Consider the following 11,744-nt stretch of genomic DNA (forward strand, 5'->3'; position numbering starts at 1 on the left):
GGGAGATCCGCAACGGCAGTCTGCTGGAGGGCTTCCCGGAGTACGTGGGCTACGAGGCTCGCGCGGCAGAGATCCGGCTGTTTGAATCCGGCCTGGTCCCTGGCCCGCTCCAGACACCGGCGTATGCGCAGGCACTGGCCGATAGCGCCGTCAAGCGGGGAGTCCTGACACCCGAACAGGCCGAGGAACGAGTTTCGTTCCTCATGAAGCGCCAGACTGCTCTGGTACGTCGTGAACCACCTTTGGTGATCGTGGTGCTGGACGAGAGCTGCGTTCGTCGCCCCATCGGCGGCGCAGCCGTGATGGGCGAGCAGTTGGAGCGCCTGGTGGAGTTCGCAGAGCAATCGAACACCATGCTCCAGATCGCCCCCTATGCCATCGGTGAGTACCGCACCCTCGACCGCGCTGTGAACTTGCTGACGCTCCAAGACCGGTCCGTGATCTCCTACGTTGAGTCACAAACTCAAGGGCACTTGGACCGGACACTCACTTCCGTGCTGCCGCTGGTGAGGGCCTACCATCAACTACAGGCCGTTTCTCTCTCGCAGACAGCGTCTGTAGACATGATCCTCCAGTTACGAAGAGGTACGCCGTGATGACTGAGCCCGAGACTCTGCGTTGGGTCAAATCCTCCTACAGCAACAACGGCGGCACCTGCGTCGAGTGGGCCCCGGCCTACGCGACGGCCACCGGCATAGTTCCCGTCCGTGATTCGAAGGACCCGCACGGCCCGGCGCTCGCCTTCTCCGCGAACGGCTGGTCGTCGTTCGTCGCCGCCGTCAAGGGTGGGGAGTTGCCCGCCGCCTGACCACGCAGCAACCAGCCACCCAAGCGAGCGGCCCCCGTGAGGCAGATTCGAGGGGCCGTCGTCATGTCGGCACGCTGCTGTGCCGCCGCACCTGGTACCCCGCTCACCTGCACTAACGCCCCACTTCGGCTGACGGTTCCTCAGCGAACTTGACAGATGCGAGGGTGACTGCCGCCTGTGGCAGGGGGGGCGGCGACCTGTGCGGTACAGGGCCCCGTGGCCGGGCCGTGAGCGCCCTGGCGGGCGCGCACGGCGGCCGGTTTCGCTGTGGCGGGGCAGCTTGGATCAGGTCGCGTGGAGGGCCAGGGTCGGGGACAGACGGGAGGCGCGGACCGCTGGGTAGAGGCCCGCGAGGGTGCCGATGACGAGGGTGGCGCCGAAACCGCCACCGATCGTCCACGGCGGGATCACCCAGGGAATGCCATTGCTGATCGCGTAGCAGCCGGTGGCGGCGGCGCCCAGGAGGATGCCGGCGAGACCACCGAGTCCGGACAGGAGCAGCGACTCGGTGACGAACTGGCCCCGGATCTGACCTCGGGTCGCGCCGATGGAGCGGCGCAGGCCGATCTCGTAGCGGCGTTCCAGCACTGAGATGATCATGGTGTTGGCGACGCCGACCCCGCCGACCAGGAGGGCCACTCCGCCGAGTCCCAGCAGCAGGTTGCTGAAGGCGCCCTCGGTGGCGGCCTTGGCCTGGAGTCCGGACGACGGGTCGGTGACCTCGACGTTGTGGGGCGTCTGGGGGTCGACCGCTCGCGGGATCAGGCTGTGTACCGATTCCACCCTGTCGTCGGCGGAGCGTTCGTAGAGCGTGGTCGGCCGGCCGTCGAAGCCGAGCCGCGTCCGTCCGACCTCCCAGCCGACCAGGGCGGAGCGGGCGATCTCGGGGGCCAACGGCAGTTCGTCGAGGATGCCGAGGACGGTGAAGTACTCGTCGTCGATGTAGACCCGCTGGCCGGGCTCGGTGATGCCGAGGCGCCGAGCCGCGACGTCGCCGAGCACCACCGAGGGGTACTTGGCGGTGGCCCCGTTGAGCCAGGTGCCGCCGCGCATCCTGCCCCGCAGGGTGGCCAGCAGGTCCTCGGTGGCGCTCTGCACCGAGATACCACCGGTGATCATGTCGTCGATCTTCTCCGACCGGCGGACGGTGTGATCCAGCAGGCCGGTGGCGCCGACGTGTTCGACGCCGTCGATCCGGGCCACCCTGCCTGCCGCGTCCTTGGCCATCGGCACCTCCTTCTGGGTGACCAGATCCTTGCCGGGGGTGACGACCAGCATGTTCGTGCCGAGCTTGTCGAGTTCCTGGAGGAGCTCCTCCTTGCTGGAGGCGGAGATGCCCACCACCGAGATCATCGTCGCGATACCGATGGCGATACCGAGAGCGGACAGCACGACGCGCATCGGGCGGTTGCGCATCCCGGCCATCCCGGTGTGCAGGATGTCCAGCGGTGTCAGACGGGCCGGTGTGAGCACCGACCTCCGCCGCCTCACCGGGCCTCGCCCGGTACGTGGCCGGGAGTACCCGCGTGCCCCTGGTCGTGGGCGGTGTCCTGGACGATGTTGCCATCGCGGATCCGCACCTGCCGGGGCAGCTCGCCGGCGATCTCGGTGTCGTGGGTGATGACCGCGATGGTCGCGCCCTCCTTGTTGAGTTCATGGATGAGTTCCACGACGGCCTCGCCGGAGGCGGAGTCCAGCGCGCCGGTCGGCTCGTCGGCGAGGAGCAGATCGGGCGCGCCCACGACCGCACGGGCGATGGCGACTCGCTGCTTCTGACCGCCGGACAACTCATGCGGCCGGTGGTTCAGCCGGTCGCCGAGGCCGACCCGTTCCAGGGTCTCGACCGCGCGCCTGCGGCGTTCGGCGCGCGGCAGACCGGAGTAGAGCAGGCCCTCGGCGACGTTGGCCTGTGCGCTCATGCCCGGTACGAGGTGGAACGCCTGGAAGACGAAGCCGATGTGCTGGGCGCGCAGCGCGGACAGGCCGCGGTCGCTGAGCCCGGCCGCGTCATGGCCCGCGATGCTGACCGAACCGGCCGTGGGCTGGTCGAGGGTGCCCACGATGTGCAGCAGGGTCGACTTGCCCGACCCCGACGGGCCGACGATGGCCACCAGTTCGCCCCGGCCGATGGTGAGGTCCACACCGCGCAGGGCCACCACCCCGCCCGGGTACTCCTTGGTCACGCCCGTCAGCCGCACCACGGGTCCGGTCCGGGCAGCGTTGCCGACGGTCACGTCGGGGGCTGGGAGGTCAGTGGCGGTCATGTCGTGGGCACCCCGACGCGCATACCGTCCCGCAGTCCGGCGCCGGATACCTCGACCCGGCCTTGAGCGAACATGCCGAGCCTCACCTTGATCTCGCGTGCCTTGCCGCCCGCGACGACCTGGACGCCGAACGAGCCGTCCTCCAGGGCGAGCAGAGCGCTGACCGGAACGCTGAGCACGTCCTTGCGGGTCCGGCCGGTGAACACGACGGTGGCGGGGGACTTGTCGACGCCCTCCACCGCGCCGGGATCGTCGAAGGTCACGGTGACGCCGACCTTCGGGGTCTTGTCGTTCGGGTCGTCCCCCGTTGTGGCGGCCTCGTCCACGGAGGAGACCGTCCCGTCGGCGACGGTTCCGCCGGGCAACTCCACCCGCACCTTGTGGTCCGGCTTGGCCAGCGCGGCCTCGGAGACCTTGACCTCCAGGCGCACGACCCGGTCGGAACCGGTGGTGGTCATGATCTTCTGGCCTGGCGCCGCCACGTCGCCGGCCGCCGCGCTCACGCTCTGCACCCGCAGCGGCCCGGACGCGAAGGCGATCTGGTCGGACCCGATCCGGCCGGTCTCCTTCAGCCCGTGGTGCTCCTGCCAGCGCTCGACGGCCGCGGTCGTGCCCGCCGTGAACTCGTCGTTGGCGACGAGGGCGCCGCCGTACCCGAGCTCGACGAGATTCTCCTTGAGCTGCTTGACGTCGGTGCCCGTGTCGCCTTCCTTCAGCGTCCGGTACATCGGCTCGCTTCCGTACATCAGGCGTACGTCCTTGCCGCCGAGGGCGTACAGCCGGCCGTCCCGCTTGACGGTGGAGCCGCTGCGGGGCACCCAGGTGAGAGTGCCGGCCGCCCCGGCGTTGAGCTTGCGTTCCCGGGAGTAGCCGAGCGTGCCGTCGACGCTGGTGCTGCTGGTCAGGTCGCCGCGCTCGACGGGTTCTGTCGTCGCGGGCAGTTGGGACCGCCGCGGCCCGGATTCGTCCTTCCCCGGCTGGGCCAGTCCCGTCACGGCGATGCCGCCGCCGATGACGGCCGCGACCGCCACCAGCGAGAGGACGATGGCTGCCCGCCTCATGCCGCGCACTCGTTGAGGGCCTTGAGGAACTTGTCGGGGTCGGCGCCCTTCGGGACCCGGAAGGCGCTGTTGCTTCCGTTGGGGCCGGGCTTCGGGTCGGGCATGTCGAAGCCCTTGCCCCGCACGCACTCGGCGATCTTGACTTGCTGGTCGAGCGCCTCCTGCTGGTCGGCGGCACTGCCCCCGGCCATGCTGGAGCCGCAGTCCTTGAGTGCCTTCGACCACTTATCCGCTGATATGTCCCGGGGCTGCGCCAGCGTCGTCGAATGCGGGTCCTGGCCCGGCTTGAGGTCGGGAACGTCGATGCCCTTGTCCCGCAGGCACGTGCGCAGCTTCTGGGCCTTGTCGAAGGCGGCCGAGTCCGAGCTCGAGCCGCCCGAGCCGCCGGACCCGCCGGAAGCCGCGGAATCCTCGGACGAGGCCGAATCCTTGGACCCGCCGGAGTCGGACGAGCCGGAGCAGCCGGTCAAGGACAGGGCCAGACCGGCCGCGGTGGCCGCCAGGGTCAGGGTGAGCCTGTGGTTCCTCACGGTTCTCTCCTCGCGAACGAGCCGCCGCGCCGTGTTGCGCACCGTGCGGCGACCGCGTGGTTGCGGACAGATCGGAGAGTGATCGATGGGACTGTTTCGTTTCTCTTACAGACGTACCGGCGTCCCGTCCGCCGCCGCGGGGCGGCCCCGCTGTAACAACCGCGAAAGGCGCCCGTCGGGTAGACAGGGACCATGCGTGTTCTGGTGGTGGAAGACAACGCGTTCCTCGCCGAGATGATCGCCGACGGTATGCGCCGCGACGCGATCACGGTCGATGTCGCCCTCGATGGAGTCAGCGCTCTGCGCAAGCTCCAGTTCGGCGACTACGACGTCCTCGTACTCGATCGCGACCTTCCCGGTATGCACGGCGACGAGGTGTGCCGCCGCCTGGTCGCCAAGGGGCTGCTCACCCGGGTGCTGATGCTCACCGCCTCGGTGACCGTTGCCGAGCGGGTGGAGGGCCTGAGCCTCGGCGCCGACGACTACCTCACCAAGCCGTTCGCCCACGAGGAGTTGGTCGCCCGCGTGCTCGCGCTGGGCCGCCGCGTGCAGCCCGCGCTGCCGCCGGTGCTCGAGCGTGCCGGGATCACCCTGGACACCGCCCGCCGTCAGGCCGACCGCGACGGCGTGGCGCTCTCCCTGACCCGCAAGGAGTTCGCCGTCCTCGAAACGCTGATGCGCGCGAACGGCGCCGTCGTCAGCGGCGAGGACCTCATCGAGAAGGTGTGGGAGGAGAACGCCGGGTACGACACCAACCCCGTGCGCGTCGCCCTGAGCCGCCTGCGCACCAAGCTCGGGGGCCCGCCGGTGATCGAGACCGTGCCCGGCGCCGGATACCGGATCGCCCCCTCCTCCCCCCGCTCCGCGGACATATCCGGATCCAGCGGTTCCAGGCGGGCCGGGCGATGATGCGCCGACTGCGTCCCACCACGGAGCGGGCCCGTCTCACCGCCCTGTACGGCGGGCTCCTGTTGCTGGCCGGAGGCGTCCTGGTCAGCGTCATCTACGCACTGCTCCAGGACGACCTGGACGCACGTCTCGGCAGGGTGGTCACCCCCGTGCCGCGCGGGCCGCGGATGGCCTCCGACGAAGACATCCCTCCCGCCGCCCCGGGGGACGAGTACACCGTCGTCCTGGCGAACAAAGCGGGCGAGGCGGCCAAGACAAAGACGGTGGCGGCCCTCACCGCCACCACCCTCAGCCGTCTGCTGACCGTCTCGGGCATCGCGCTCGGCGTCTTCGCGGTGCTCTCGCTCTTCCTGGCCTGGTGGATGGCGGGCCGGGTGCTGCGCCCGGTCGGTGTCATCACCGCCACCGCGAGCAAGCTCTCCGGGGAGAACCTGCACCAGCGCATCGGCCTCAAGGGGCCGCCCGGGGAGCTCAAGGCGCTGGCCGACACCTTCGACCAGATGCTGGGTCGGCTGGAGCAACTGGTGACGGCCCAGCAGCGGTTCGCGGCGAACGCCGCGCACGAGCTGCGCACACCGCTGGCCGTCCAGCGGGCCGCCGCCGAGATCGGCCTGGCCGACGCCGACCCCGAACGCGTGGCATGGATCCGGGCCGAGCTGATCAAGGCCGCGGACACCAGCGAAAGACTCATCGAGTCGCTTCTCCTGCTCGCCGCCACCGACCAGGGCATCCAGCGCCGCGAGGAGGTCGAGTTGGACGAGACGGTCGCGGTCGTCACCGCCGGATTCTCCGACGAGGCGCGCGAAAAGGTGATCACCGTCACGACCACGGTGGAGCCGCTGACGGTTCCGGGCGACCCGGTCCTGCTCGCCCATCTGGTCCGCAATCTCGTCGCCAACGCGGTGGCGTACAACCACCGGGGCGGCCACATCCGCGTCCACCTCGCCGGCCGGTTGCTGCGGGTTTCCAACACGGGCCCGGAGATCCCCGCGGACACCGTCCACCGGCTCTTCGAACCGTTCCGCCGGCTGAACGAGCGCACGCACACCGCCGGGGAAGGCGCCGGACTCGGCCTGTCGATCGTCGCGTCCATCGCGCGGGCCCATGGCGCCGAGGCCACGGCGGACGCCAACCCGGGCGGCGGCCTCTCGGTCAGGGTCCGCTTCCCATAAGGGTGTGGTCCTGAAGGGGTGTGGTCCCGACCGGCCCCGGCTCACGCCGTCACCGCCGTCCCGGCATAGTGCTCGGCGATCTCGTCGCTGGTCGTCACCCACACTCCGGGGTGGTTCACGACGTACTCCAGCGCCTGGTCCACGTACGTGTGCCGGAACGGCTGGTTGATCACGAACGACCTCGATGGTTGAGCAACACGCTCGCCCGCACCTGGTGGGCGCCGTCCGGGCAGTGGATCGGTTCGCTTGATGGCATCATGAAACCCTCACATCAATGAGAAGGTCAAGCGGGGGCCGCGCGCGGGGCTTCGCATGAGGAGTGACCACGCGAGCTGAGAGACTGCGTCGGCGTATCCCGCTGTGCTGTGAGCGCCACGAGTGACGTGCGTGCCAGCAGTGCCATGAGTGCCATGAGGAAGGACGTCATGACGCCGCCCATCGAGCTTCCGCCACCGCCGCCCGGCCCGGACGAGCGGCCGTGGAAGGACCGCGCCGGGTTGCTCGACGAGCGGGCGCGGGCGATGGGCGCGCTGGCGCGGTGGTACCTGGCGCCGCATCGGGCGCTGCTGCTCTGGCTGTCCACGCTCGTCTTCGCGCTGGGCTGGAGCCTCGCGGTCTCGGGGTTCCAGTTCCTGGTGAAGGGCGAGATCATCGAGCACGTCCTGGGCGTGATCTTCCTGGGTCTCGCCCTGGGCGCCACGGTCCCCTCCAGCCTCGGCGTGGCCTCGGGCATCCGGCGCGACGTCTTCGTGGGCGCGTGCCTGCGCGACTGGGCGGAGCTGGAGCGTGACCCCCAGACGCTGCCGCGCTGGCGCGTCTCCGGCGGCGCGCTCCTCTGGCTGGGCCCGTCCATCGTGCTGACCTGTCTCGGGCTGGCGCTGGGCGGGTTCGCCGTCGTCGCGGACATCGGTACGGAGAGCTTCGGCACCGTCGCCGGTATCGGCATCGTCTTCGCGGTCGCCGGGGCGCTCGGCATGGCCAAGGCGATCGACTACTACCGCCTGGTCAGCCGCGAACTCCGCCCCGACGCCGGTGTTCCGGACGCCTACGGCCGGGATCCCTACGGACGGGACGCCTACGGACGGGATGCCTGCGCTCCGGACGCGCCCGGTCCCGGCTCGCCCTACGACGACGGCTTCTGCGACGACGGCTTCTGTAGTGACTGAAAGCGGTGCCGCAGCTCCTCGCACCGCTCGTTCGGGCTCTCCCCGCGCTGCTTGGCCGCCTCCTCGATGCGGGTCAGCAACTGCCTGACCCGCACGGCGTCCATATAGGCGTCGCGCTCCAGCTTCTTGTACGCGGCGGCGGCGGGCCCCTTGTGGTCGTCCGGGTCGACCGACTGCTTCAGGTGGCCGAGACGCTCGATCTGTTCCTCAAGGTAACTGAGCATTCCCTCAAGGTCTTTGATGAGATCCGACAGATCCTGGTCCGATACGGACAGTTTGTCTTTACTCATGTTCCATCCGTCTCTGCCATCCTCCCATCGGCCCATTCGCGGGATGATCGTGCCATGATCGGGGCCGGTGTGGAGAGCCGCCCGGAGTTTCTTGCCGGAGGTCAGTCCGGCAGGACCGTGTCCGGGGGCAAATCGATGCCGAAGTCGGCGGCGAGAACGCCCAGCACCTCGTCGTTGTCGGCGAGTTGGCGCTCCTTACGGGTGCCGTCGGAGCCGGTCTCGACGAGGGTCCGCCCGGACAGGGAGAGATGGCGGTCCAGGGCGGCGCGCTGGACGTAGAGGCGGTGCTGGAAGGGCGAGCGCGGGCTGGTGGCGACGTACCAGTTGACCACCCCGTAGTCGGACGGGTCGCAGGGCTCCCGGGTGAAGGCGTACTGGTCCTGCCAGGTGCCGTCGAGGAACGCCTGGAACACCCACAGGTCCTCCAGCCCGCCGGGGTACGGCTCGCGGACGTAGCGATGGCGCCGGGTGCCGTCGTGGAACTCGGTATCGGCCACGAGCGGTACGGCCTCCAGGAGGCTGCCGATGCTGCCGAAGCCCACATCGGCCACGTAACGCCGCTCCTCGCCCGGTATCTCGACCAGCAGCAGCATATGCGTGCGCGGACGGACCGCCCCGGGGGCCGCGCCGACCCGGACGCGGCCGGAGAGGCCGGTGACGCCGAAGCCGAGGGCGGTGAGGGCGGCGGTCAGCAGCGTGTTGTGCTCGTAGCAGTAACCGCCGCGCCGACCGCGGACCAGCTTGGCCTCGAGGTCGGGGAGGGCGAGGGAGGGGACCGAGCCGAGGAGGGGTTCGAGGTTCTCGAACGGGATGGACGTGAGGTGCGCCCGGTGCACCGCCCGCAGCGTCTCCACGGTGGGCGCGGGGCGCCGGTCGCCCGTCCAGCCGATACGGGCCAGATAGGCGTCAAGATCGAGGTCGGTGCGGGGTTCCATACCGCCGACCGTAACGCCGCGGCCTCGGCATCGGCCTCCGCTCATGGTGGGGACCGCGCCTGGTCCCCTGGACGTAGGTCCGCTACGCCTTCGGCGCCGCCGCGAGGTGATCGAGCCGGCCCGCCTTGATGGACCGGAGCAGGGCTCCCAGCTTCACGGGGGTCGTGGCGAGGACGGTGCGGGGGTCGTCGCTCTCGCGGAGGGCGACGGTCGTGCCTATGAGGGCGAGTTCTATGCAGGAGTTTCCGTCCCCCGCGCTGGAATAGGAGGATTTCTGCCAGTTGACCTCGGTCATCTCCACGCCTTCAAGTCTGTTGAGCGATGTCACGAATGAAATCACGTGACTCCTTCACGGAGAGGGCCGCCTCGGTGGTGCGGTCCAGGACTCCACGATGGTTGACGAGCTGGGACTGCGCGTCCAGGAAGACCGGCCCGTGGGCGGCGTCGAGTTGCGCGGTGTCCAGTTGGGGCACCGTCCCCAGGGCGTAGGTGACCGAGAGCCCGGGCACATGGAACCCTCCGGCCTCGAAGGTCAGCACGCGCACGGTGACGTTCTTCCGCTCGGAGGACTCCAGCAGGCTGTCCAGTTGCGCGCGCAGGACGAGGTCCGTTCCGAACCGCATGCGCAGCGCCGCCTCGTGGATGACGAACGTGCACGGCGGCGGGTCGTCCCGGTCCAGGATGTCGCGGCGCTTCATGCGGTGGGAGAGCCTGCGTCTCAGGTCGGTGGCGGACCACCGCGGGACGGTGGAGCCGAGCACCGCCCGCGCGTACTCCTCCGTCTGCAACAGGCCGGGCATATGCATGATTTCGAGCACGCGCAGGCTCATGGCGTAGTACTCCAACTCGGCCAGATCGAGCCCGCCGGTGGCGATATGGCCCCGGTACTCCTCCCACCAGCCGCCCTTGCGCTCCCGGGTCATGGCGACGAGCGCCTCGACGTACGCGCTGTCCGGGCAGGCGTAGATGGCGGCGAGGGCCCGGACCCGCTCCTCGCTCACGCCGAAGCGCGCGAGCTCCAGGTTGGTGATGTGGGTGCGATTGATGCCCAGCCGGTCGGCGGCCTCCTGAATGCTGAGACCCGCGCCTTCGCGCATCCTCCTGAGTTCTGTACCGAGCCGGACTTGGCGCGCGGTCGGGACGCTCCTGGGTGGCATGGTCCTCCGTAACCCTCAAGGAGTAATTGTCGGGGAAATTCAACGGGACCGTAGCAGTTGTTTGCAGCACTGCCCTACCGTAGGTGTCGTTGCCGCTACTGCGCGTTGATCGCCGTAACGGTACGCGCGCTGTCGGCCCCCTCACAGGGAGTTGCCCCATGGATTCCGATCACGAGTCCGACGACCGTCCCCCACGCCGCCCGCCGGTTCCCTCCAGGGACCCGTACGTCTACACCCTCCAGAGCAGCCGCCACGCGACCTCCCCCAAGGTCTGCCGGGACTTCGTGGCCTGCGTCCTGAACTCCGTGGGGCAGGAGGAACTGGTCGAGACGGCGGCGCTGTGCACCTCGGAGCTGGCCACCAACGCGTTTCTGCATGCCGAGGGCGACTCCCTGATGCTGCGCGTGGTGATCGAGCCGCCCCGCTTCCGCGTCCTGGTCTACGACGCCTCCGCCGAACTCCCCACCGCCGCACGGCTACCCGAGGGCGATCGTCTCCGCGGCCGCGGCCTCGGACTGGTGGCGGCCCTGGCCGATGCGTGGGGGACGGCGGAGGGGGACACGGTCGGGACGTACGCGAAGGGGGTCTGGTTCGAGCTCGCGGGCAAGGAGGAGGGCGAGGGCTAGCCTCGGCCTTTCATGGTTTTACGGACTTCCTCACCGCTTGGTTTTGGTGTCCATGAAAGTCAGCGGAAATGTCTCGCCGGAGTCCGCGTAACGGTGGAACCGGCCCGCCCAGGACGGCTCTCGAAGGGCCCGGGCCTGGGCGCGGGGCAGGGCCATATGCACATCGCGGGCGCCGTTCTGGTCGGCCGGGGTCGGCGCTATGTGCACGGTCCAGGGAATGGGGATCGAGGTGAAGTCGTACCAGAACGGTGCGCCCTGGCCGAAGTCGATGCGGTAGAAGGGGAGCTTCGACCAGTTGTTGATCGCGATGGTGCTGTCGAACGCGTCCAGGCCCATGGTGTTGATGACGCGATTGAGGCGTCCCGCATCACGTTCGGCGCAGAGGAACGCCGTTTCCTCGCGGATTCGCTCCGCCGTGTTCTCGGCATGGCCCGCGCGGACCGCCGCGGCGACCTCGCCGAGAGGACGGGAGCGCAGTTCGGCCGCGGTCATTCCGGGCCGGGTGTTGGTGACGGCGTTGCCCCAGTAGTCATCCGGTATGGCTTCGCCGGCCGACGAACGGAAGTCGGCGATGAGGCCGAGCCTTTCCTCGCTCGCGTCGGGGCGGTCCCGCAATTCGCCGAGCACTTTCCACAGATGGGCGGTCAGCGCGTCATTGGTCGACACCCACCGCTCCGTGCCCGCGAGATCGGCCATCGCGGTGTCCTTGATCGTGGCCAGTTCCGCGGCGGTGAAGCGGGTGGTCACCGTCGTCGTGCCGCCCAGGCTGCCCAGCAGGGCGCGGCCGATGAAGGCGGACTTCCGGGCCCGCCCGATGATGGTGAGA

General features: G+C 69.6%; 16 protein-coding genes. 6 read left to right on the plus strand and 10 right to left on the minus strand.

Annotation, left to right across the window (positions count from 1 at the left end):
- Positions 1-596 (plus strand): DUF5753 domain-containing protein (locus tag KN815_RS27755; RefSeq protein WP_216344648.1); only part of this gene is annotated, 596 nt, incomplete at its 5' end.
- Positions 593-808, plus strand: coding sequence for a DUF397 domain-containing protein (locus KN815_RS27760; RefSeq protein WP_372458493.1), 216 nt, complete (start codon positions 593-595; stop codon positions 806-808). The genes KN815_RS27755 and KN815_RS27760, both read left to right, overlap by 4 nt.
- A 285-nt stretch (positions 809-1,093) precedes the next feature.
- On the opposite strand, the gene KN815_RS27765 is transcribed toward KN815_RS27760, so the two are convergent.
- From KN815_RS27765 to KN815_RS27780, 4 genes are all read right to left on the minus strand, one after another.
- Positions 1,094-2,233 (minus strand): ABC transporter permease, encoded by a 1,140-nt coding sequence (locus tag KN815_RS27765; RefSeq protein WP_216344660.1) that lies wholly within the window; start codon positions 2,231-2,233, stop codon positions 1,094-1,096.
- 62 nt (positions 2,234-2,295) lie between these two features.
- Positions 2,296-3,072 (minus strand): ABC transporter ATP-binding protein, encoded by a 777-nt coding sequence (locus KN815_RS27770; protein WP_216344650.1) that lies wholly within the window; start codon positions 3,070-3,072, stop codon positions 2,296-2,298.
- Entirely contained in the window at positions 3,069-4,133 is a 1,065-nt protein-coding gene (locus tag KN815_RS27775; protein WP_216344651.1) for a peptidoglycan-binding protein, read from the minus strand. The genes KN815_RS27770 and KN815_RS27775 overlap by 4 nt, the downstream gene beginning before the upstream one ends.
- Positions 4,130-4,663 (minus strand): hypothetical protein, encoded by a 534-nt coding sequence (locus KN815_RS27780; protein WP_216344652.1) that lies wholly within the window; start codon positions 4,661-4,663, stop codon positions 4,130-4,132. Before KN815_RS27780 ends, KN815_RS27775 begins: the two co-directional genes overlap by 4 nt.
- 192 nt (positions 4,664-4,855) lie before the next feature.
- Here KN815_RS27780 and KN815_RS27785 point away from each other — a divergent pair, with 192 nt between their 5' ends.
- Positions 4,856-5,572, plus strand: coding sequence for a response regulator transcription factor (locus KN815_RS27785; protein WP_216344653.1), 717 nt, complete (start codon positions 4,856-4,858; stop codon positions 5,570-5,572).
- Positions 5,569-6,744, plus strand: coding sequence for a sensor histidine kinase (locus KN815_RS27790; protein WP_253209283.1), 1,176 nt, complete (start codon positions 5,569-5,571; stop codon positions 6,742-6,744). The genes KN815_RS27785 and KN815_RS27790 overlap by 4 nt, the downstream gene beginning before the upstream one ends.
- 41 nt (positions 6,745-6,785) lie before the next feature.
- On the opposite strand, the gene KN815_RS51635 is transcribed toward KN815_RS27790, so the two are convergent.
- Positions 6,786-6,917: a hypothetical protein gene (locus KN815_RS51635; protein ID WP_301184655.1), complete on the minus strand. Its 132-nt coding sequence runs from the start codon at positions 6,915-6,917 to the stop codon at positions 6,786-6,788.
- Between the two features lie 252 nt (positions 6,918-7,169).
- Between KN815_RS51635 and KN815_RS27800 the strand changes: the two genes are divergently transcribed.
- Positions 7,170-7,910, plus strand: a complete 741-nt coding sequence (locus KN815_RS27800; protein ID WP_216344654.1) for a hypothetical protein — start codon at positions 7,170-7,172, stop codon at positions 7,908-7,910.
- Here KN815_RS27800 and KN815_RS27805 read toward each other — a convergent pair.
- From KN815_RS27805 to KN815_RS27820, 4 genes are all read right to left on the minus strand, one after another.
- A complete protein-coding gene (locus tag KN815_RS27805; RefSeq protein WP_216344655.1) occupies positions 7,868-8,200 on the minus strand; it encodes a hypothetical protein in 333 nt (110 codons plus the stop codon). The genes KN815_RS27800 and KN815_RS27805 overlap by 43 nt on opposite strands.
- 101 nt (positions 8,201-8,301) lie before the next feature.
- Positions 8,302-9,135 carry an arylamine N-acetyltransferase family protein gene (locus KN815_RS27810; RefSeq protein ID WP_216344656.1) on the minus strand — a complete coding sequence of 278 codons (834 nt, stop codon included), beginning with the start codon at positions 9,133-9,135 and terminating at the stop codon, positions 8,302-8,304.
- A gap of 82 nt (positions 9,136-9,217) precedes the next feature.
- Positions 9,218-9,475 (minus strand): DUF397 domain-containing protein, encoded by a 258-nt coding sequence (locus KN815_RS27815; protein WP_308403680.1) that lies wholly within the window; start codon positions 9,473-9,475, stop codon positions 9,218-9,220.
- Positions 9,441-10,292, minus strand: coding sequence for a helix-turn-helix domain-containing protein (locus KN815_RS27820; protein ID WP_216344657.1), 852 nt, complete (start codon positions 10,290-10,292; stop codon positions 9,441-9,443). The genes KN815_RS27815 and KN815_RS27820 overlap by 35 nt, the downstream gene beginning before the upstream one ends.
- Positions 10,293-10,450: 158 nt before the next feature.
- On the opposite strand from KN815_RS27820, the gene KN815_RS27825 reads away from it, so the two are divergent.
- A complete protein-coding gene (locus KN815_RS27825) occupies positions 10,451-10,918 on the plus strand; it encodes an ATP-binding protein (protein WP_216344658.1) in 468 nt (155 codons plus the stop codon).
- Positions 10,919-10,948: 30 nt separating this feature from the next.
- Here the strand turns inward: KN815_RS27825 and KN815_RS27830 are convergent.
- A partial coding sequence (locus KN815_RS27830) for an acyltransferase (protein WP_216344659.1) occupies positions 10,949-11,744 on the minus strand: 796 nt, incomplete at its 5' end.

The organism is Streptomyces niphimycinicus, assembly GCF_018883605.1.
Taxonomy (GTDB): Bacteria; Actinomycetota; Actinomycetes; order Streptomycetales; family Streptomycetaceae; genus Streptomyces; species Streptomyces niphimycinicus.